This window comes from Halomonas sp. AOP43-D1-4 (assembly GCF_052446175.1).
Classification (GTDB): Bacteria; Pseudomonadota; Gammaproteobacteria; order Pseudomonadales; family Halomonadaceae; genus Vreelandella; species Vreelandella citrativorans.
In genome coordinates this window covers 102,226-124,158 of record NZ_JBQSVY010000004.1, presented here as the reverse complement: position 1 = coordinate 124,158, position 21,933 = coordinate 102,226, and the positions used below count along the sequence as shown (strand labels likewise).

At 60.0% G+C, this 21,933-nt stretch carries 17 protein-coding genes; 10 read left to right on the top strand and 7 right to left on the bottom strand.

The window, feature by feature from the left end:
* Window positions 1-15: 15 nt before the first annotated feature.
* Together hpaE and ACT3RQ_RS05680 are read right to left on the bottom strand one after the other, a co-directional pair.
* On the bottom strand, window positions 16-1,524 hold the full coding sequence (hpaE, locus tag ACT3RQ_RS05685) for a 5-carboxymethyl-2-hydroxymuconate semialdehyde dehydrogenase (protein WP_444680117.1): 1,509 nt from the start codon (window positions 1,522-1,524) through the stop codon (window positions 16-18).
* Window positions 1,525-1,552: 28 nt separating this feature from the next.
* Complete coding sequence (locus tag ACT3RQ_RS05680) at window positions 1,553-1,939, bottom strand: 5-carboxymethyl-2-hydroxymuconate Delta-isomerase (RefSeq protein WP_444680116.1); 387 nt, start codon at window positions 1,937-1,939, stop codon at window positions 1,553-1,555.
* Window positions 1,940-2,338: 399 nt separating this feature from the next.
* Here ACT3RQ_RS05680 and ACT3RQ_RS05675 point away from each other — a divergent pair, with 399 nt between their 5' ends.
* Window positions 2,339-4,216: an FAD-binding monooxygenase gene (locus ACT3RQ_RS05675; protein ID WP_444680115.1), complete on the top strand. Its 1,878-nt coding sequence runs from the start codon at window positions 2,339-2,341 to the stop codon at window positions 4,214-4,216.
* Between the two features lie 422 nt (window positions 4,217-4,638).
* On the opposite strand, the gene ACT3RQ_RS05670 is transcribed toward ACT3RQ_RS05675, so the two are convergent.
* The gene (locus ACT3RQ_RS05670) at window positions 4,639-5,148 is read right to left on the bottom strand and encodes a hypothetical protein (RefSeq protein ID WP_444680114.1); all 510 of its coding nucleotides are present in this window, start codon (window positions 5,146-5,148) and stop codon (window positions 4,639-4,641) included.
* Between ACT3RQ_RS05670 and ACT3RQ_RS05665 the strand changes: the two genes are divergently transcribed.
* From ACT3RQ_RS05665 to ACT3RQ_RS05640, 6 genes are all read left to right on the top strand, one after another.
* A complete protein-coding gene (locus ACT3RQ_RS05665) occupies window positions 5,114-7,420 on the top strand; it encodes a cytochrome P450 (RefSeq protein ID WP_444680113.1) in 2,307 nt (768 codons plus the stop codon). The two genes, ACT3RQ_RS05670 and ACT3RQ_RS05665, sit on opposite strands and share 35 nt — an antisense overlap.
* A gap of 105 nt (window positions 7,421-7,525) precedes the next feature.
* On the top strand, window positions 7,526-8,599 hold the full coding sequence (locus tag ACT3RQ_RS05660) for a TRAP transporter substrate-binding protein (RefSeq protein WP_444680112.1): 1,074 nt from the start codon (window positions 7,526-7,528) through the stop codon (window positions 8,597-8,599).
* Window positions 8,600-8,648: 49 nt separating this feature from the next.
* A complete protein-coding gene (locus ACT3RQ_RS05655; RefSeq protein ID WP_193056938.1) occupies window positions 8,649-9,155 on the top strand; it encodes a TRAP transporter small permease in 507 nt (168 codons plus the stop codon).
* Entirely contained in the window at window positions 9,155-10,471 is a 1,317-nt protein-coding gene (locus tag ACT3RQ_RS05650; RefSeq protein WP_444680111.1) for a TRAP transporter large permease, read from the top strand. Before ACT3RQ_RS05655 ends, ACT3RQ_RS05650 begins: the two co-directional genes overlap by 1 nt.
* A 235-nt stretch (window positions 10,472-10,706) precedes the next feature.
* On the top strand, window positions 10,707-12,050 hold the full coding sequence (locus tag ACT3RQ_RS05645; RefSeq protein ID WP_444680110.1) for a hypothetical protein: 1,344 nt from the start codon (window positions 10,707-10,709) through the stop codon (window positions 12,048-12,050).
* A 147-nt stretch (window positions 12,051-12,197) separates the two neighbouring features.
* Window positions 12,198-13,682, top strand: coding sequence for an aldehyde dehydrogenase family protein (locus ACT3RQ_RS05640; RefSeq protein WP_444680109.1), 1,485 nt, complete (start codon window positions 12,198-12,200; stop codon window positions 13,680-13,682).
* Window positions 13,683-13,771: 89 nt separating this feature from the next.
* On the opposite strand, the gene feaR is transcribed toward ACT3RQ_RS05640, so the two are convergent.
* On the bottom strand, window positions 13,772-14,716 hold the full coding sequence (feaR, locus tag ACT3RQ_RS05635) for a transcriptional regulator FeaR (RefSeq protein ID WP_444680108.1): 945 nt from the start codon (window positions 14,714-14,716) through the stop codon (window positions 13,772-13,774).
* A gap of 185 nt (window positions 14,717-14,901) precedes the next feature.
* On the opposite strand from feaR, the gene ACT3RQ_RS05630 reads away from it, so the two are divergent.
* Window positions 14,902-15,831 (top strand): helix-turn-helix domain-containing protein, encoded by a 930-nt coding sequence (locus ACT3RQ_RS05630; RefSeq protein ID WP_441677633.1) that lies wholly within the window; start codon window positions 14,902-14,904, stop codon window positions 15,829-15,831.
* Between the two features lie 7 nt (window positions 15,832-15,838).
* Here ACT3RQ_RS05630 and ACT3RQ_RS05625 read toward each other — a convergent pair whose 3' ends face one another.
* From ACT3RQ_RS05625 to ACT3RQ_RS05615, 3 genes are all read right to left on the bottom strand, one after another.
* Entirely contained in the window at window positions 15,839-17,128 is a 1,290-nt protein-coding gene (locus ACT3RQ_RS05625) for an NAD(P)/FAD-dependent oxidoreductase (protein WP_444680107.1), read from the bottom strand.
* 92 nt (window positions 17,129-17,220) lie between these two features.
* On the bottom strand, window positions 17,221-17,646 hold the full coding sequence (locus tag ACT3RQ_RS05620; RefSeq protein WP_444680106.1) for a Rid family hydrolase: 426 nt from the start codon (window positions 17,644-17,646) through the stop codon (window positions 17,221-17,223).
* Window positions 17,647-17,723: 77 nt separating this feature from the next.
* The gene (locus ACT3RQ_RS05615) at window positions 17,724-18,863 is read right to left on the bottom strand and encodes a tyramine oxidase subunit B (RefSeq protein ID WP_441677627.1); all 1,140 of its coding nucleotides are present in this window, start codon (window positions 18,861-18,863) and stop codon (window positions 17,724-17,726) included.
* A 406-nt stretch (window positions 18,864-19,269) separates the two neighbouring features.
* Between ACT3RQ_RS05615 and ACT3RQ_RS05610 the strand changes: the two genes are divergently transcribed.
* A complete protein-coding gene (locus ACT3RQ_RS05610; RefSeq protein ID WP_444680105.1) occupies window positions 19,270-20,391 on the top strand; it encodes a hypothetical protein in 1,122 nt (373 codons plus the stop codon).
* Window positions 20,392-20,461: 70 nt separating this feature from the next.
* Entirely contained in the window at window positions 20,462-21,922 is a 1,461-nt protein-coding gene (gene dcm / locus ACT3RQ_RS05605) for a DNA (cytosine-5-)-methyltransferase (protein ID WP_444680104.1), read from the top strand.
* Window positions 21,923-21,933: the final 11 nt, after the last annotated feature.

The following is a 21,933-nucleotide window of genomic DNA, read 5'->3' as shown; positions in this document are numbered from 1 at the left end:
CTGCAAAAAATGACGTCACCCGAGTTTCGGCACCTTATGGGGCTTGCGCGGGAAGGAGATATTGACCGTCTCCATATAGAAATCGAATGACCAGTCACCGCCGTCGCGGCCGATGCCGGAGGCCTTGACACCGCCGAACGGCGAAGGCAGATGACGCACGTTTTCGGAGTTGACCCAAATCATGCCCGCTTCCAGCTCGTCGGTCAGGCGCATGGCGCGGTCAAGGTCGCTGGTCCAGAGGTAAGCGGCCAAGCCGTACTGGGTATCGTTGGCCAGGCGCAGCGCCTCTTCTTCATCCTTGAACGGAATGGCGGTCAGCACCGGTCCAAAGATCTCTTCCTGAGCGATTTTCATGTCGTTGGTGGCGTTGGTGAACAGCGTCGGGCGTACGAAGCAGCCTTCTTCACCGACCTTTTCGCCGCCGGCGGCGATAGTGGCCCCCTCTTCACGCGCCTTATCGAAGTACGACAGCACTTTCTGTTCGTGCTCCGGGTGGATCAACGGGCCGACCACGGTGTCCGGGTCGAGCGGATGACCGACCTTCACGCCGTTGGCGACTTCCGCCACGCGGCGGGTGAATTCCTCGTAGATGTTTTCGTGCACCAGAAGGCGCGAGGAGGAGGTGCAGCGCTCGCCGTTGAGCGAGTAGATCATGAAGGTGGCGGCGTTAACGGCGCGCTCGAGGTCGGCGTCCTCGAATACGATAACCGGGTTCTTGCCGCCCAGCTCGAAGTGGAAGCGCTTCAGTGTCGGCGCGGCCTGGGCCATGATCAGCTGGCCGGTGCGGCTTTCACCGACGAAAGCGATCGCCTTGATGCCGGGGTGTTCGGTCAGGGCCTTGCCCGCGTCTTCGCCCATACCGTTAACGAGGTTCAAGACGCCCTTGGGCAGGCCAGCTTCCTCGGCGATTTCGACCAGCAGCTTAGCGGTCATCGGCGAGAATTCCGCCGGCTTGTGGACCACGGTGCAGCCCGAGGCCAAGGCCGGGGCGATTTTCCAGGTCGAGAGCATGAACGGCGTGTTCCACGGCGTGATGACGGCGATCGGGCCCAGCGGGCGCTTGGAGGTCACGTTCATCTGGGTGTCATTGCGCAGCGCCTGACCATCCTCGGCCTGAGGCGCCTGATCGGCATAGTAACGGAAGTTGGCCGCGCCGCGAATGGCCGCCTTGGACATGAAGCGCAGCGACTGCCCGGTATCCATGCACTCGGTGAAGGCGATCTCTTCGGCGCGGGCTTCGATAGCCTCGGCGACCTTGATCAGAATCTCGCGGCGCTCCTTGCCTGGCGTCTTGCTCCAGGTCTTGAACGCTTTTTCGGCGGCCTGTACGGCGCGATCGATGTCACTGGCGCCGCCGTGGGCGACGTTGGCAAGCGGAGCGAGATCAACCGGCGAAAGGGTCTCGAACGTCTTGCCAGAATCCGCTGGCACCGACTCACCGTTGATATGGTTCAAGACGCCCTGGTCGCGAAAACGCTTCATGTAGTCCTGCGCGCGGGCAATGTTGTCGTTCACTTGGCTCATCAAGAATCCTCCAGAAGGGGCATAGGGCTTACTGTTTGGACAGCCGGGTATGGATCGGGGTGTCTTTCCAGCTCAGCGCGGCATCGATTTCGCGGATTTCCAGTGACAGGGCGAAATGCGGGGTGGCAAGCGGTTCGGCCAGTACGCCTTGTACGGCGGCAAACAGCTGCTCGCCAGCGGCCTTGAGATCACTTTGGGCGCGCCCGCTACCGACGCTCAGGGTCATGGCCAGAAAATCGTTGTCCGGATGGTCATCGGCCACGATGCAGTGATCGGCAGCAAAGGCACGAACGCGGATACCGGCCAGCGGAAAGAGCTCGGACGCCGCCATCACCCGATGGGCGGCCCGGCACACCTCGCGCACGTCAACGCGCTGCTCGAGGCTGGGTGAATACTCGATATGCAGATGGGGCACGTCGTTCTCCTGAAGCCTGTAAAAAGGGTAATGAACGGATCCACGCTCAGTTTGTTAATATATTAATGATCAAAGGAAGGCACCGTGTCAAGCAGAGACGCCTCATCATTTAGATGTACGCAAAACCTTGTTTCGCCCTTTTCGGACACTGCTGGCCCGGGCAGTCGTGATATCGCGCCCAACTAATCGTTTATAGATTAACGAAAAATCGAGGCACCAGATTGGCAGGCCGACTAAGGTAGGGGGCATATTTATGAAAAGTACAATCTAGAGGACGTAAAACACATCCCCATTGGCCCTCGAGGTGTTCAGCATGAAAAGGTCTCGACATCCAAACGCAATCGGGCTTGCCCCGTGATTCGACGAGGACCCGGATGTCACCCATCAAGAGGAGCCATCATGCAATTTCATCATTACGGTTATGTATCCGGCGATCCACGCCGGCAGCCCGCCGCGGGTACAGGTGTAGACCGGCCCGAGCAGTTGCCCGACGAAGTGGACGTTTTGATCGTGGGTACCGGACCAGCTGGCATGATCATGGCCGCGCAGCTTGCCCAGTTTCCAGGTATCCGTACCCGTATCATCGAACGCCGCCCGGGCCGGCTCGAGATCGGGCACGCCGACGGTATCCAGGCGCGCAGCGTCGAAACCTTCCAGGCCTTCGGCTTTGCCGATCGCATCACCGCCGAGGCCTACCGCATCACCGAGATGGCCTTCTGGAAGCCCGACCCGAACCGGCCTGAGCACATCATCCGCACCGCTCGCACCCCGGATGATCCGGAAGACATCAGCGAGTTTCCCCACTTGATCGTCAACCAGGCTCGGGTGCTCGACTATCTGGCCGAAGCCGCCCTCAATGGCCCAGCGCGCATTCGTCCTGACTTCGGCGTCGCGTTCAACGGCCTCACGATCAATGACGACGATGACTACCCGGTCAACGTCTCGTTACGCATGAATGCAGACACGGACGAGGAGCGTGAGCGCACCGTGCGCGCCCGCTATGTGGTGGGCTGCGACGGCGCGCGAAGCGGCGTGCGCAGCGCCATTGGCTGCAAACTGGCCGGCGATCAGGCCAATCACGCCTGGGGGGTGATGGACGTGCTTGCGAAGACCGACTTCCCCGATATCCGCACCAAATGCGCCATCCAGTCCAATGCCGGTGGCAGTATTTTGCTGATCCCTCGCGAGGGAGGGCATCTGTTTCGCATGTACGTCGACCTGGGCGAAGTGCCAGCCGATGGCAGCAACGACGTACGTAACACGCCGATTGAGCAAATCATTGAAAAGGCCAATGACATCCTCACGCCCTATACTCTCGATGTGCGTAATGTCGCCTGGCACAGCGTCTACGAGGTAGGCCACCGTCTCACCGACCGATTTGACGACGTCAAGGACCCGAGCTCCGAGCGCCTGCCGCGGGTGTTCATCACCGGAGATGCCTGCCACACCCACAGCGCCAAGGCGGGCCAGGGCATGAACGTCTCGATGCAGGATGGTTTCAACCTGGGCTGGAAGCTCGGCTACGTACTCTCCGGCCGCAGTCCTGCCACGCTGCTGTCGACCTACTCTGCCGAGCGTCAGGTGGTGGCCAAGAACCTGATCGATTTCGACAAGAAGTGGTCGACGATGATGGCCAAACGCCCGGAAGAGTTCGAAGACCCGGGCGAGCTGGAGGCGTTCTACGCTCGTACCATCGAGTTCCCAGCAGGTTTTATGACCGAATACGCGCCCTCGATGATTATCAACGATGCCAAGCATCAGACACTTGCCACCGGCTTTCCGGTAGGCAAGCGTTTTAAGTCGGCAATGGTGTCGCGGGTATGTGACGGTAATCCGCTGCAGCTGGGGCACCAGGCCAGAGCCGATGGGCGGTGGCGCCTCTATGTGTTTGCCGATGCCGCCCTTGCTGGCGAGGATTCTGCCACACAGCGTCTAGCCGAATGGCTGGAGCGCTCGAGCGATTCTCCGCTCAACGTGGCACTACCGGGCGGCGCCTGGGTCGACTGGTTCGATATCAAAGTGATCTACCAGCAGCACCACGAGGATGTGTCGATTAATCAGGTGCCGAGCGTGTTCAAACCAGAGGTCGGCCCGTTTGAACTGGTGAATCTTGAGAGCGTGTTTGGCATCGCCCCCGACGAGGACATCTTCGATGCCCGCGGTATCAATCGCGACGGTGCGATCGTGGTGGTCCGCCCGGATCAGTACGTGGCCGACGTGTTGGCACTTTCCGATACCCACCGCCTTGGCGAGCTGTTCAAGCGCCTACAGGCATGACCCCGCTCCTTCCGGGCCAACGCCAGCCCCACACCGTTTTATGAAAAATGCAACTCCTCGGAAATCGACCCGCGCAGGCGGGTCGATGAAAGCGCTGGGAAAAAAGCTTTTTCTGTACATAAAGTCTAATTGTTAACTTATTAATAAATGAATAGCGTGATCACCAACCACGCGCTAGCCGTCCGATCGATGCGCCTCATTTTATTGCTATCCCCTTCGGAGGTCGTATGAACAACACCAACACTCCTCGCCCCGCCCCGTCGCGGACTGGGTTGATATCAATACGCTCTATCACGACCCCCTATCCGATTTATGAACGCCTGCGCCGTGAAGGGGGCGTTCACTGGGTGCCCAGCGTCAACCGCTATCTGATCACCAGCTACGACGCCGTGATCACCACCGAACACGACCAGGAAACCTTCTCAGCCAACGAGAAGGACTCGCTTCAGATCCGTGCCATGGGGCATTCGATGCTGCGCCGCGACGACCCGGAGCACTACCGCGAGCGCCGCCAGTTGCAGAGCGTGTTCAAACCCAATGTGGTGAAAAACGTCTGGACGCAAACCTTCCACGAGAAGGGCCGCGAGCAACTGGCGCACTTGATTGAAAAAGGGCCGGGCGCGGATCTGATCTGGGATTTCGCGGCACCTTTCGCGGCGGAATGCTTGAAGGAGCTGCTCGGACTCCACAACGCTTCGTCGGAGGATATGCAGCGCTGGTCGCAGACGCTGATCGATGCCACCGGCAACTACGCCGACGACCCGGACGTCTGGGCCGCCGGCAAGCGCTCGTTCGACGAGGTGGACATCGCGCTTGATGAAATGCTCGAGTGGCACCGACATAACCGACCACTCACTGATCTCGTCACTGCTCTCCTCGCCCGAGGACCAGATGCCGATGGAGAAGATTCGTGCCAACATCAAGATGAGCATTGGCGGCGGGCTCAACGAACCGCGCGATGCGCTGGGCGTGGCGGCCTGGGCGATGCTAACCCACCCCGAGCAGCGCCGGGCCGCCGAGCGCGACCCGAGCCTCTGGTCGACGGTGTTCGACGAATCCATCCGCTGGATCGCGCCGATTGGCCTGTACTCGCGCCAGACGACCCAAAAAACTGTGCTGGCCGGCGTCGAGCTGCCCAAGGGTGCCCGCTTGGGGATCTGTATTCTGTCGGCCAACCGCGACGAATCGGTATGGGAGCGTGCGGACGAGTTCGATATCCACCGCGAGGTCAAACCCCACCTGGCCTTCAGCAAGGGCACCCATGTGTGCCTGGGCGCGCGGGCGGCACGGGCCCAGATCGCCGACGTGGCCCTGCCACTACTGTTCAACCACTTGAAAGGGCTCCGGGTGCATCCTGATCGCGAGCCCACCGTTGGCGGCTGGGTGTTCCGCGGCATGCTCTCGCTGCCGGTCACTTGGGATAGCGTCGTTTCCCTCGATGAAAACAGCGCGGACGCAGCCGCCTCCGCCGCTACCTGCGAGGCAGAGGCGACGCCCCATGTCGCCATCGTCGGCTCCGGCCCGGCGGGCTGTTTCACAGCGAAAGAGATCCAACGGCGTATGCCCCGCGCGCATATCGATCTGATCGATCGCCTGCCCGTGCCCTACGGTCTGCTTCGCTACGGCGTAGCGGGCGACCACCAGGGGACCAAGGCGGTATCAGGCCAGTTCGACCGGCTGTTCGACTCACCCAAAGTGCGCTTCATCGGCAATACCACCGTCGGCGATCAGATCTCCTTCGAGGCGCTGCGCGCGGATCGCCGGCTCGAGATTCCCGGCGAAGACCTGAGCGGCGTGTTCGGCGCGGGCTGCATCACTCGACGACTCAACGGCCACCCGCACGAGACCACCACCCCGACGCTGGGTCGCTGCGTGGCGATCACCGGTCAAGGCAACGTGGCCATCGACGTGCTGCGGCTGCTGTCGATTCGATCAGAAGAGCTCGAAGGCAGCGACATCGACGACGCCGTGCACGGTACGCTGACTCGCGAGATCGACACCCTTCATATCATCGGGCGCTCAAGCGCGGAGAAGGCCCGCTTTGACCCGGTGATGATCCGCGAACTGGGCCGTTTTTCGGGCATCACGCACTGTCTTCACGGCGTTGATCTCGACCGCGTGCCGGAAGGCAAGGATGCGCGGCTGGACGCACTGCGTGTGCTTCCGGGCGCGTGTCAGGTTGAGGCCGAGGGTACGCCCTCCATGACAGTCGAGTGGTGGTTCGAGGCGACCCCCGAGCAGATCGACGGACAGGACAAGGTCGAAGGAATCTCCCTGCGCTACGGCGGCGAGACGGTCTCGCTGTCGGTGGACTCGGTGATTACCGCGATCGGCTTCGTGCCCGATCAGGAAGACGCTATCTCCAAAGCGCTGGCCGAGCTTCCCAGCGCCTCCGACACCGGACGCGTGGAGGCGGGGCTCTATCTAGCCGGCTGGCTGCGCCGCGACGCCCGGGGCACGATTCCCGATCAGCGCACCGATGCCCGGGCGCTGGCCGGCGTGATCGGCGGTGACATCGCCACCGGTGCAGTGACATGCACCCGCGAAGGGCTCACGCCGCCTGTGGATGCAACCGATATCGACGGCTGGCGGCGCATCGATCATCAGGAGCGCAATCAAACCGCTCCGGATCGTGTGCGTACCAAGCTGACCACGCTCGAGGCGCTGCTCGAATCGGCGCGCAACGAATCAATCGTGCTCGAGCAGCGCCCCCAGGACACGGCCGGTGACGGCGAGAGCTTGGGCGATTTGTCGGTCAGTATTCTATTCGGCACCGAGTCCGGTAATGCGGAACTGGTGGCAGAAGAGCTCGAGCAGGCCCTCAACGGACGTTGCGCGGTGGATGTAGCTGATTTGGGCGATATCGATCCCGAGTCGCTCGACCCTAACCGGCTCTACTTCATCATCTGCTCGACCTACGGTGACGGTGAGGTGCCGGGTGGGGCTAACGACTTTTACCAGTCGCTGCGCGACGACGCCCCGGATCTTTCCAGCATTCGCTTTGCAAGCCTGGGGCTGGGCGACAGCAGCTACTCCCGCGGCGGCGAGCTGCTCACCGAGGCGATGATGGCCTGCGGCGCGACCCGTATCGGGGAGTTCGGTCGTCACGACGCCAGCGGATCGCTTTCGGCCTCGGATGTCGCGCTGGACTGGGTCGAGGGCGTGCTGAACCTGGTGGCGAGCGAAGAACCGGCGCCGTCCTAAGCCGCACCCAGCGCTGGATCGCTACTCGCTGAGTCATTCGTTTTTTCATTCATCGCCCGAGGGCACGACCCAAGCCCAAGGAACTGCGAGAGGAGCAGGACCACCATGAACACAACAACAAGGCACGCCCCCGGCCGGCTTCAACGGCTGATGATGGCCGGCGCAGTCGCCCTGGCCGGCGGGCTTTCGAGCGCTCCGGTCTTGGCGGAGACGACGCTGCGTATCACCCACTTTTTGCCTTCGGTGGCCAGCGTGCAGCGCGGCGTGCTCGCCCCATGGTGCGACGACCTGGAAGAGCGCTCCGATCACGAGATCCGTTGCCAGATCTACCCCTCGATGCAGCTCGGGGGGATTCCTTCCCAACTACCCGACATGGTGCGCAATGGTGTAGTCGACATCGTCTGGACGGCGCTTGGCTACTCCGCAGGGCGCTTTCCCCGAAGCGAGGCGCTGGAGCTGCCGTTCATGCTGCCGGCCGGCGGCGTCGCCGGTAGCCGCATCGCCTGGGAGTTCACCCAAGGCCCGGCAAGCGAGGACTTTAGCGACTATCACGTGCTGGCTGTGCACAGCGACGGCGGTGCCGTCTTTCATTCGCGGCCCCGAGCCATTCGCGGTATTGAGGATATGGAAGGACTGAAGCTGCGTGCGCCGACCCGTATGGCCTCACGGCTCATCGACTCACTCGGCGCCTCGGCGGTGAGCATGCCACCGGCTCAGATCACCGACACGCTCGCCAAGGGTGTCATCGACGGGGCGTCGGCCGGCTGGGAGGTCGTGCCACCGACCAAGCTCGCTGAGGTTACCCACAACCACACCGAATCCGCGCCGCACCAAGCCACCCCGACCGTGACCGTGCTGGCCTTTCTGATGAACAAGGAGAGCTATGACCAGCTCCCCGAGAAAGCGCGCGAGGCGTTGGATGAGCTCAGCGGCGAAGTCCTGTCGCGCCGCTTCGGCCAGGCCTGGGATGACGCTATCGAGCCGGTCAGAACGCGTTTGCAAAACGACCCCGAGCAGACGGTCATTGCCCTCGATGACAACACCTATGAGGCCATGCGCGACGCCTCTCGCAGCGTAACCGAGGCGTGGATGGCATCAAACGACGGTGGCATCGACCGCGCGGCGCTGGTGAGGTCGCTTGAATCAATCGCCAAATCACACACCTTACCGCCCGAATAAGCGCGGGACACGCGCACCGTTTGGAACGCGTTTACTCCGGGAGACCTACATGATCAAACCTCTACTCAAGCGGCTCGCCACCGCGCTTGCCTTGGTAGGTGGCCTGCTGCTGCTGGCTGCCATCACACTCTCGCTCACCTCGATGCTGGGACGCCGACTTCTGGCCACCCCGGTCACCGGTGACATGGAACTCCTGCAGATGACGATGGCCGTGGCGGTGGCTTGCTTTATGCCGCTGTGTGAAATTAATGATCGACATATCCGTGTGGACATCGTCGCAACGCTTCTGCCGGCAGGCATCAATCGCGCCCTGCTAGCCATCTCACACTTTGTGCTGGCGGGCGTCAGCGCCTTGCTGTTGTGGCGAACGGCGCTAATGACCCAAGACAGCTTCATCTATAACGCACAAAGCGTTCAGCTTGGTTTGCCCGAGTGGGCCTTTCAGGCGGCGATGCTACCGGGCCTTGCATTGATGGGCGTGTGTGCCCTGTATCAGAGCATTCATCACCTTACCCATGATGAAGCGCCCGCCATGATTGAGGAGGAAGGAGTGTGATGGAAGGACTAACGATGGGGGCGGTAGCGCTCGGGGGAATGCTTGTACTGTTGGGGTGTCGGCTGCATGTAGGCGTGGCGATGCTGCTGGCTGGCGCGCTGTGCTATTGGTTGGTGTACGACGGCGATACCAACGCGCTGCTGTATACCCTCAACAACCTGGTGTATGCCCGTTTTTCGAGCTATGACTTGGCTGTGATTCCCATTTTTGTGCTGATGGGGCAGTTTGCGATCCACGGTGGCCTGTCAGCGACGCTCTTTCGGGTTAGTGCCAAGTGGATCGGCCACTGGCGAGGGGGGCTTGCTATGTCGGCCGCTGGCGCCTGTGCTGGTTTCGGCGCCATCTGCGGCTCTTCACTGGCCACCGCCACCACCATGAGTCAGGTGGCGCTACCCGAGCTGGAGCGTCACGGCTACACCAAGCGGCTTGCCACGGGCACCATCGCGGCGGCAGGCACACTGGGCATTCTGATTCCACCATCGGTGCCGCTAATCGTCTACGCCGTGCTAACGAATACGTCGATCACCACGCTTTTTATTGCGGCCGTTTTACCGGCGCTTCTGGCCGTGGCGGGTTATTTCCTGGTGATTCGACTGATGGCAGTGCGCGCCATGGGTGGCGTCGAGGCCTCACCGCGCTACAGCTGGGCCGAGCGATTGGCGAGCCTGCGTGAAATCACGCCGGTGTTAGTGATCTTTATCGTGGTGATATTCGGCCTTTACGGCGGCTGGGCGAATCTGACCGAAGCGGCTTCGCTCGGAGCCGCCGCGTGTGGAATCTACGCCGTATGGCGGGGCATGCGTTGGCCAGGACTCTTTAAAAGCCTAGTGGGCACGGCGGAAGCGAGTGCGATGATTTATCTGGTCGTCATCGGTGCCGACCTCCTCAATAGCGGATTGGCGCTTGGGCAAATGCCCTCGGCGCTGGCCGAGTGGGTGCTGGGCAGCGGGCTGGCGCCATTAGCAATACTGATGGTGATTCTGGCGATCTATCTGGTGCTCGGCTGCATGATGGACTCGCTGTCGATGATCCTGCTAACCATTCCGATCTTTTTCCCCATCATCATGCAGCTTGAGCTGTTCAACCTGGCGGGACCAGAAAAGGCGATCTGGTTCGGTATCGTCGCACTGATGGTGGTAGAAATCGGCCTGATCACGCCGCCGATGGGAATGAACCTGTTCATCGTGCAGAAATACAGCCACAACACGTCGCTTGCCACCGTTAGTCGCGGCATCATGCCGTTTCTCGGTGCTGACATAGTGCGCATCGCCATCATAGTCTTCGTACCAGCACTGTCACTGGTGTGGCTTGGCTAGTGCGACACGTTAGTGCTCAATCAAGTAGACCGGCCTGCGTGCCGGTCTTTTTCGTTTTTGGACCGGCGTTGCTGGTTGATCTTAAAAACGTGCACGGGCGGCAGCGCAGGGCAGATTTTCGTCAGCGGCAGACAAGAACGGCAATCCCCCACTCGTTAGCCTGTCAATCAGCGGCCCCGCACCTGGCGCTGCGTCCTCATAACAACAAGCATCGCACGAATAGGATCACTGACTTATGACTACCTCACGCGACAACTCCATGCTGCCCAGACTTGCTTTTGGCTCGGTCATCACACTTTCAATATGCACCAGCGCTTCGGCGCTTGAGCTTCATAGCACTGATCAGACCACGCTCAACCTGAACGTCACGGGCGTGGCTGGCGCGTTTCATAGCCAGAAGGGCTACGCCCAATCGGAAACGGCCGAGGCAGAAGGCAGAGATTGGCAAGAAGGGTTTATCAAGTATGGTCTCGATGCCAGCCATGCGTTATCCCCCACGGCTGGCTCGCTCTATGCCAATGTGGCCTGGACTTCCGGCGGCACCTGGGGGCAGGGCGATGCAGCGGGGTTCACCACCGGCGACGAGCGGCGCACGCATCTCGAAAGCCTCTCGGCGGGCTGGAAATCCGGTGACCTGGTGCCGACACTCGGCTACGACGGCATCGATATCTCTGTGGGCCGTCAATATATCCAGGTCGGGGATGGCTTTCTGATCTCGGGAGACGCGCTGAATTTCGGTACTGGCGTACTCGATGGCGAGCTGAATCGCGGTGGCGGCTACTACTTGGCGCCGCGCCAGTCGTTCGCCAAAAGCGCCGTGCTGCGCCTCGGCGGCGAGCAGGGCCTGCGGGGGGATCTAATGTGGCTCGCTTCAGACAATGCGGCCCAAGCTAAACCCGAGCTGGCGGTGGCCAATCTGGAGCACATCACCGATGTCGCCACGCTCGGCGCGACCTACCTCAAGGTACTCGATACCGACGATGACTACGCCTTCCTGTACCCCGACCGGGACGGTACGCGAGTCTACACGTTCTACGGCAACGGCAACGCGGGCGTGGAGAACCTGTTTCTCTCCGGGCAATACGCTTTTCAGAAGAAAGGCAACGACGATAGTGAAAATGCCTGGTACCTCGAGGCGGGCTGGACCTTCGACCAGTTACCCGGCACGCCCTACGCAAGCTACCGTTTCAGCCGTTTCTCCGACGGTTACGATCCGCTGTTCTACGGTAACGGTCGCGCACTCGGCACCTGGTTTCAGGGAGAAGTGGCCGCCAACTACGCTGGTCCCTTCTCGACGAATGCCCGCATTCACCAGGTTGCATTGTCGGCTGAGCCCACCGAACAGCTTAGCCTTGGACTGATGATGTATCGCTTCGATACGCTCGATGCCGGTCAGGGGCCGAACCTCGACGGCAATGAGATCGACATTTACGCTACCTGGGCGATCAATGATCACTGGTGGGTCATGCCGCTGGTGGGCCGTTACGATCCGGACACCTCCGCCTCGCGGGGAGGTACGCAGCTCGGTGGCAACGGAGCCAACTACTACACCCAACTGCTGGTCGGGTTCGATTTCTAGCCCGGCAGAGAGCGTCATACCAGCGGCAGAGATAGGCAAGCCGCGGGGCGAATAGCGTATTAGGCTGAGCCAAAGGCACCCGTTTCGTATAAAGCAACGTGTCAAAGCTACTATCATTTGATACCTCACACGCGCAGGAGATCGTTCATGAGCCAGGACACCGCATCACAAGCCGTACAGGGCTTTCTCGAACGTGCGACGGGCTCGTTCATCGACGGCGCCTTCGTCGATGAAGGCCCTCACTTTGACGTGCTTGACCCTTCCAGTGGTCAGGCGCTGACCACACTGCGCGAGGGCGATCGCGCTCTGGCCGACCGGGCGATCGCGCTGACGAAGGAGAGCCTCGAGGATGGCCGCTGGTCCGGACTGTCGCCGGCCGCGCGCGAGCGCATCCTGCTGCGCTTTGCCGACCTGGTCGAGGCGCACGCCGAGGAGCTGGCCCAGCTCGAGACCCTCAACCAGGGCAAGTCGATCAATCTCTCCCGCGGCGTTGACGTGGGCTTTTCGATCGATTTCATCCGCTACATGGCCGGCTGGACCACCAAGCTCGAGGGCAATACCCGCGACGTCTCCATCGGCATGCCGGAAGGCGCGAAGTTCAATGCCTACACCCTGCGCCAGCCGCTAGGCGTGGTGGCGGCCATCGTGCCGTGGAACTTCCCGATGATGATTGCGCTGTGGAAGCTGGTGCCGGCGCTGGCCGCAGGCTGCACTGTGGTATTGAAACCCGCCTCGGAAACGCCTTTGAGCGTGCTGCGCCTGGCGGAGCTGGCGCTGGAGGCCGGCCTGCCGCAGGGCGTGTTCAACGTGGTGCTGGGCTCGGGCTCGGTGGTCGGCACGCGTCTGGCCGAGCATCCGGACGTTAAAAAGGTCACCTTCACCGGCAGTACCGCGGTCGGCAAGCAGGTCGGCCACGCCGCCGTGGAGCACATGGCGCACTTCTCGCTGGAGCTGGGCGGTAAGAATCCGATGCTGGTGCTTGAAGATGCCGATGTCGACAAGGCGGTCAACGGCGCGCTGATGGGAGGGCTATTCAACCAGGGCCAGGTGTGCGCGGCGGCCTCGCGCTTCTATGTGCATCGCAGCATTCACGACGCCTTCTGCGAGCGGCTGACCCAGGCCGTTGACACCATGCAGGCAGGCCCCGGCATGGACCCGCAGGCGCAGGTCAATCCGTTGGTCTCCAAGCGCCAGCAGGACAGCGTGCGCGGCTATCTTGATCGGGCGCGCGAGCAAGGTGCCAATATCCATGTGGGCAACGACGTGCCCACGGAAGGCTTCTACGTGTCGCCGGCCATCATCAGCGGCGCCGATCACGACATGGAAGTCGCGCGCGAAGAGGTCTTTGGGCCCGTGCTGACCGTGATTCCGTTTGATGACGAGGAAGAAGCGCTGCGGATGGTCAACGACAGTGATTTGGGGCTGGCGGCCAGCCTCTGGACCAACAACCTGTCCAAGGCTATGGCCCTGACACCGCGCATTGAGGCCGGCACCGTGTGGGTCAATACCCACGTGACGCTTGATCCAGCCATGCCGTTTGGCGGCCTCAAGATGTCCGGGCTTGGCAAGGAGTTCGGTCCGGAAGCGGTCAATGCCTACACCGAGCTCAAGTCGGTGTGCATCGCTTACTAGCGCAGCCGCTTCACGCCTAACGGCCACCCGTGTAGGGTGGCCGTTATTTCTGCCAAAAAGGTGGTGGCCTCGCCTCTCGTTTTCTGACGTCAGCAGACGGGGTCGAGGCATTCACGGCGGTACTCTCGCGGCGAACGGGCAAACTCACGTTTGAAAGAACGACTGAAGTGCGCCGAATCGGTAAAGCCCCACTTGTAGGCAATTTGAGTGATCGAGCGCTTGACCTGCATGGGGCTTGCCAACTCCTCGGCGCAACGGGCCAGCCGCCGACGCTGAACGTAGCGACACACCGTTTCCTCGTGCTGCTCGAACAAACGATAGAGCTGGCGAACCGAGATATGAAAGGTCGCCGACAGACGCTCCGGACCAATATCCTCCTCATGTAAATGCTGGTCAATGAACTGCTGTACGCTGTTGAACAGCGTACCATCGGCCTGCTCCATGAAAACGGGCGACAGCGCCTGATGCTGGTAAATCGCTGGCAGCAGCGCCACCAGCGAATCAGCCACCCCTTGCCCTTCTCCTTCTACCGAAGCCAAGGGCTCGGTGATCATGCGGTTAACCACCAGTTGCAGGATCTGACCGCTGGCGCTGTCCGACATGATTTTCATGAAAGGCAGCGAAATATCGCCGAAGCGGCTTGCCACCTCGCTGCGCGGCAAATGAAGCGAATCGTGTTCGATCAAACCATGGGGGATGACATCGCAGGCCTTTGAAGAGTCCATCAGCGCCATCTCGCCCGGGCGCAGGGTGATGGACGTATCGTTTTGCACCAGCGTGGCGCGCCCGCGTTTTTGTACGACCAAGAAGCAGTGGCGCTCTTCATCGCATCGCTGGGCGCGACGACTGGTCACTTTCTCGGCATCCGTAACGATATTGGCAATGTCGATACCGCCGTTGGTGCGAGTCGATATGTAGCCTTGAAAAGTACGCCGATCCCGAGGGGTGGAGTCGAAATTTCCGCAGGTCTGTCGCAGAGCACCAAGCCAGACATCGAACGGCATGAACGTTGCGCTTGCATTCGTGGATAGCATTGGGTCACCATTTCATTAATATTTTAATGGTTTAACTCACTCTAGATAAAAACACGTCCTGGCACCACCATCCTTTGGTCCTGTATGCCGCCGGATGAGACAGCCGCTGCCGCTCGTACGGCAACAGATAACTAATCACACGTTGCCTACCAAAAGCGCATGGACACGCTCCGAGGAGTCTCTTCATGACAATTACAACGCATCACTGCCTGGATGCCGCCGAGCACGCTCAGCGCCTGCAGGGCTGGCAGCAGGAATCCAGCCAGATCGTATCGGGCATTTTTTCGGGCGATATCGTGGATATCGCAAGCGAGGAAGTACGGCTTTTTCGTGAAAGCGCCAACCTGGGACTTTCGCAGCGAATGCATTTTCCCGACTCACAATGGCACCTGGTCACACCGATACGATGGCCAAGCGAGACTCTCTACAAGCCCGACACCATAACGGCCCTTCCGCGCTGCGAACAGTTCTGGAGCATTACGCCTTCCAACTACGACCTGCTGGTGATCTCCATCGACCGGCGCCATCATGAGTGGCTCGGCCGCGACGACCACCGACTGCGGCGGCTCGATGTAGCCCCCGAACGGGTCGCGCAGGCGCGTAAACTCTGGCAGCGAATGACCGACTACCTGCGTCAACGCTCTCACCAGGAGCCGATGCCCGCCGCGTTACAGCGATCTCTCCTGCGCCAGATCGAAGAGAGTGTCGAGCTACTGCTTGACGATGTCGAGCTGGCTTGTAACGCCGATGCAAGCAACTACCGAACCCGACGCTATATTGTTGACCGCTGCCATGAGCTGATGCGTGGCCAGCCCGAGAATCCGCCCTCGCTGATGACGCTGTGCCATCAGTTAAGGATTTCACGGCGCACGCTTCAGTACAGCTTTCAAGCCGAGATCGGTCAGTCACCCGTAACCTACTTACGCGCCCTGCGCCTCAACGCCGTACGCCGCAGCCTGTGGCAAAACCCTTCGCAGCAACTAGCCGATGCCGCCGCTAGCCAGGGCTTTTTTCATCAGAGCTACTTTTGTCGCGAATACCGCCGCCTGTTCCAAGAACTGCCCTCCGCCACTCGCGCTCGCGCCCTGAAGACCCCGCCCCTATCAGTAGTGTAAGCGCGGTTTAGAACCGGCCGAATCGATAGGGTGTCGGCCTGATGATCGGCGTCTCGTTCATGACCAGATCAGCCGCCAGTTGGCCGGCTGCCGGCGAGGTTCCAAAGCCGTGTCCCGAGAAGCCGGTCGCCAGCGTCAGCCCCGGCACGCCGGGCACGGCATCGATCACCGGGTTGGAGTCCGGCGTGACATCGAACATTCCCGCCCAGGACTGCTCTACAGTGGCGTTTTCAAACGCTGGCCAGGCAGCGGCCAGGTTGCGCAGGGCGTCTCTGTTGAATTGCTCGTTGACCGGCGGGTCCATGGTACGCACGCGCTCGAAGGGCGAGCGGCCCTGCGCCCAGCGCCTGGAGAGCGCAAGATCCCGCCAGAAGTGCTTGCCCAGCGACATCTTCAAAAGCCCCCACTGCGAGCGCAGCGAACTCAGGTATTTCGAGCCGACCAGCAGGTGATCGAACGTCAGCGGGGCATCGAGCGCACCGCGCTGGGTCACGATGAAGCCGCCATCCCTGTGCTTTCGAAAGGAGAAGTCCGGTCCGCCCACGGCGCTGTCGGTCGGGCCTTCCATGGGGCCGGTGCGAAGCACCGACAGGACCAACGGTAACGTCGGAAGCGAAATGCCGATGTTGCCCAGAAAACGGCGTGACCACAAACCGCCGGCCAGCAGCACCTGATCACAGCTGATCTCTCCGCGCTCGGTCACCACGCCGCTGGCCCGGCCGCCGGTGCGAACGATGTTGCGCACCGCGCAGTGCTCAACGATTACCGCGCCGCGGGCGATGGCAGCCCGGGCGATGGCGCTGGAGGCCAGCGTCGGCTCGGCATAGCCATCCGAGGAGGTGAGAATACCGCCGGCCCACTGGCCGCGGCCGCCGGGGGCATAGTTATCAATATCGCGAGTACTCATGAGTTTCGAGTCCAGCGATAGGTCTGATACCGACTTGAGCCAGCCCTCGTGCACGGCGAGCTGTTCGGGCGTACGCGATAAAAACATGATGCCGGAGGGGCGATAGCCAACCTCGCTGCCGGTCCGCTCGGCCATGTTGGCCCACAGCCGGTCGGCGGCCAGCGCCAGTGGCACATCCTCGCCGTGGCGGCTGGTCTTGCGAATCCAGCCCAGATTGCGGGAGGACTGCTCCCCGGCCAGGCAACCCTTTTCCAGCACGACGACCGGCACGCCGCGTTCGGCAAGGGTCAGTGCGGCAGTCAGGCCGATGATGCCGCCCCCGATGATAACCACGGTGGTCGAGGCGGGAAAGTCTCTGGAGGTGTCAACGGATGCGATGGTCGGTGCCATGAAAGTGTCCTGATCGGTGGGCCAGTAAACCAGAGGCGACCGGTCGATGCCGGTCGCCTGTTGGACGCTCGAGTAACAACCCGGGCGCGGCCTTACTGAGTGGATGTATCGATTTTCTGGACCGCGGCGCTGCCAGCGCCGCGGTAAGCGGTCACTTCCAGCTCGACCTTGTAGACCTCCGAGCCCAGCGGCGGGCAGGTCACGGTGATGACCGGATCGATACCACGCATCGTCTCGCCAAACAGCGTCATGACGGTCTCGGTGTCGGCCGGGTTCTGGATGAAGATCTTCGCGGACACCACGTCCGCCAGGCTGCTGTCGACGGCGGCAAGACCGCGCTCGATGTTGGCAAACACCTGCTTGAGCTGCTCGCTGACGTCCTTCGGAATCTCCTTGGTTTCCGGGTTGCGACCGGCCGTGTTGGAGACAAGGATCCAGTTATCGACGGCTACCACGCGGGAGTAGCTGGCATGTTCCTCGAATTTGGAACCGGTCTTGACCTTGGTAATCATGCTCATGGTTAAACGCTCGCTTTGAAGTCGATGAAAGGGCGGGCGCGCCGTGAAGAGCCCCCGCCGGAGAAGGCGCTGATTCGTTATCGCAGTACGGGCTCATCCCACAGGTTGAGCTTGACGCCGATACCCTCTTCCACGGCCCGGCGGTAGACGACCGTGGCCCAGGCGACGTCCTCGACCGGCATGCCGCCGACCGACATCATGATGATCTCGTCGTCGTTCTGACGTCCCGGGCTGTCGCCGGAGACGATCGCGCCCAGGTCCTCAAGGTCATCGGCCTTGAGCGTGCCGGCGTGAATCATGTCCATGAACTTGACGCCAACCAGCGGAATAACGTTGTGGGCCGGCTTGGGCACTTCCTCGTACCAGGCTTCATACAGGCCGGTGTCGTCGAGTACTTTGCGAACGTCGGGCGCTTCCATGCCTTCATCAAAGTTGCATGGTGCGGGCATGGCCAGAAAGGCGCCGGGCTTAACCCACTCACGCTTGACCAGCGGGTACTGGGAGGGGTCGCCGACTTCACCGGAGGCGCAGTAGGTCACGATGTCCGAATCGCGCACCACGTCTTCTGCGCTGTCCACCACCTCAATGTTGACGATCTGTGGGTAGTGCTCTTTCACCCAATTCAAAAAGGTACTGAGGTTTTCGCCGCTGCGCCCCTTGACCTTGAGCGTGTCGATCTGCGGACAGACGGCCATGAAGGCCGCAACGCTTGTGCGGCCCATCACGCCCGGCCCCAGAAGGCCGATGACGCGGGAGTCCTTGCGCGCCAGATGGCGCGCGCCAACACCCGGCACTGCGCCGGTACGGTAGGCCGACAAAAGGTTAGCCGACATGTAGGCCAGCGGTGCGGCGGTGTCCGGGTCGGTGAGCGTGAACATCAAAATGGAGCGGGGCAGGCCCTTCTCCTTGTTGGCGATGTTGGAGCCGTACCACTTCACCCCCGAGGTACAGAAGCTACCGCCCAGATAGGCCGGCATCGCCATCATGCGCCGATCCGCGGTGGGCTTGGGCATGGTGGGAAAGGGCGACTCTTCTGGGAACATCACCATCGCGCCATGCGAGTCATTATTAGGCCCGGCCATGCGATAATCGCCGATGTGAAGCAGATGGAAGACCTCTTCCATGGAATCCACGCAGGCGGCCATGTCGGTGACGCCAGCGCGGATCATGTCCTGCTCGGAAAGGTAGATAAAATCGATTTTAGTATTGTTATGCATTGCTTTGCTCCCAACGAGTGTTTGACTGAACGCAATGCATTTATGATGCCTAGCCTTGAGTACGAGCGTTAGCACAGATCGGCAAGCCAATTACGACTGCCGGTGAGTTCTCTTCAAATTTAAATACCCCCTCATTACTGTAAGATCCCGGCTGATCCTTGGGTTCTACTTTACTTGGGCCTGTTGGCCTTTCACATGGGCAGCCATAACAAGCAGCAGGCCAAGGACATCATGCCCTGTGCCTCAACCTGCTCACGAATAGGCTCGCTGGCGTGGGCCTCGCCACCCGTGATCCTGCGAGCTTGCCCCCTACTGCCAAGTCATCTTCGTCCCAACGTCAACACTTGCTAATTATCCCTTGCCCATCCAGTATCAAACCTCCACGCGTAGTGTAGGATAATAGGCAATGAGCTTGCTGACCCCGTTTGGGCCCCTTCAGGATATTCCACTTGATAACATCGAGCAGCTAAAGGAAATTCTCGTCCGTTCCGACAAAAGTCGGATGCTGGAAGGTCTGGTCATTGAGTCAGTGTTTAACGAGTATCTCAGCAAGCTTACCGGGCAAGGGATTGACGTATTGCCGATCTCGCTGGTTCGCACACTGACGGTGAAAGCCCAGCGCCATTCGACGCGGAAAACGTTTGTGAATGCCTGGTGGGTGTGGGACCACTCAGAAGCGTGTACGTCAGCAGCAGCGCTGCGCAGGCTTCTTGCGCCCAAAGGAAGTCATGACGGTTTTCTGTTTGATTGCTATTACAACGAGTCGGCCAAAGACTTCTTTATCAAGGAGTGGAACGGCGAAACGCATATTCCCATTCAGTCCTTTATGCTGAAGAACCGCCGACAAACAGTGCCTCAATTCAGGATTCCTGCGGCGTCGGTCATTGATGAACACCGCTCCCAACAAGCCTTCTGGGCGGGCATTTCCAGCCAATATAGCGATGATCTTTTCAAGCGGGTCGTGCTCCATCGCTTATTCAAAAACTGTGCAATACAGCCTTTTTTCGATGGCGTGTGGGATATCGACAGCCTTGCACGGCAGCCGGATAACACCTTCATACAGCTGGAAGTTAAGCACAAGTTCCCGCGTGTTACTGGCCCTGATGAGAATCTCTCTTTTGGGATTAATAACGGCCAACTAATGGTCATGCTGGCACTGGCCCAAAGAGGTATCAAGACGCTGCACATGATTATGGTGAAGCCGATCTGGAACAAAAACCTGGGCACGGGCTACCTGCTCAACCGAATCGGGGATCGCAAGAACATCGTACTATTGGCAAAGTTATTGGATGAAACGACCTTGCGCGAGATAATGAAAAGACGCTCATCGGCAACGGGGGCGGAACAATCCTTCACCGGAAAGGATGAGCAAAAAGCGCGCTACGTTATCCCTTCCGAGTTTCAGTTTCTGGGAACGCTTGATGATCCTGTCGAAGAAATTGCCAAAAACATTCATCTTGCTGCCACTGGCCATGTGGATCGCCCGGCCAGTGATCAGATGTTAAAGAACAGCCGTATTCAGCAGTAAGATCTCGCTAATACCGAACGACGGGTCTACAATCGTGGCAGATCGTCACACATTTGACCCAGAGAACCTCATGACCCTCCTTTTCGAGATTGATAACGCTGCTGACTCAGACGCGGCTCCTCAACCAGCAGGTACTTCTCTATCGCCCTATGAGAGGCTTGATGACAGAGCTCTGTTGAACAAGCTGTTGGAAATTTACGATCAAAGAGCCATCGCTGAAGCACTTGCCGAGGTTGATAAGGGGAGCTGGTGCCGAGAAACCATTAATCGCTGGGCCAAAGGAAAGGCTGAACCCAAAGTTACCCGTGCCGCCTACCAGCGCATGGTGTCCATGCTGCCAACGCCGAAATCCAATGATCTCAAGCCGTCTTTTCGGTTCATTGACCTGTTCGCCGGTATCGGGGGAATAAGAAAGGGGTTTGAAGCCATTGGCGGTGAATGTGTGTTTACGTCTGAGTGGAACAAGTACGCCGTACGCACTTATAAAGCGAATCATTTCTGCGATCCGCTGACGCATCGCTTCAACGAAGATATCCGCGAAGTCACGCTGAGCTCGAACCTCGAGATTGACGAAGATACCGCCTATAAACACATTGATCAGCAGATTCCTGATCATGACGTATTACTGGCAGGCTTTCCGTGCCAGCCGTTTTCTCTGGCAGGCGTTTCAAAGAAGAACTCTCTTGGCCTCAAACACGGGTTTGAGTGCGATGCCCAGGGAACACTGTTTTTTGACGTTGCACGGATTCTGGCCGCCAAGCGGCCGGCGGCTTTCCTGCTTGAAAACGTCAAAAACCTCAAGAGCCACGACAAGGGTAAAACCTTCCGAGTGATCTGTGAGACGCTGGATGAGCTGGGTTATGAAGTGGCGGATGTTAACGCTCCCAAAGGCCGTGATCCTAAGGTTATCGATGCCAAACACTTCCTTCCTCAGCATCGCGAGCGGATTGTGCTTGTGGGCTTTCGTCGCGACCTTGATGTTCATGACGGCTTCACTCTAAAAGACATCGTCAATATGTATCCGAAGCAGCGCCCCTCTTTTGGCGAACTCCTGGATAAAGACGTCGATGACAAGTACATCCTGACGCCTAAACTGTGGGAGTACCTTTACAAGTACGCGCAGAAGCACCGCGAAAAGGGTAACGGATTCGGCTTTGGCTTGACCCGCTCCCACGACGTGGCCCGCACCTTGTCAGCCCGTTATCACAAGGATGGCTCGGAGATTTTGGTAGACCGTGGATTCGATGACGCCTTGGATTTCTACAGTGAACACAACCTCACGCACCGGCCAAGAAGGCTGACGCCCCAAGAGTGCGCCCGATTAATGGGCTTTGATAAGCTGGGTGAGAGCAACTTCGTCATCCCGGTATCCGATACCCAAGCCTACCGGCAGTTTGGTAACTCGGTGGTTGTTCCGGTGTTTGAAGCAGTGGCAAAGCTAATGAAATCGCGAATTCTTGCTGCCCGAAAAATTGAATCTATCAAGGCGAAAGAAGACCAAAAACAGATAGAGATTCCCCTCGCGCAGTAACGGGTTTGCCA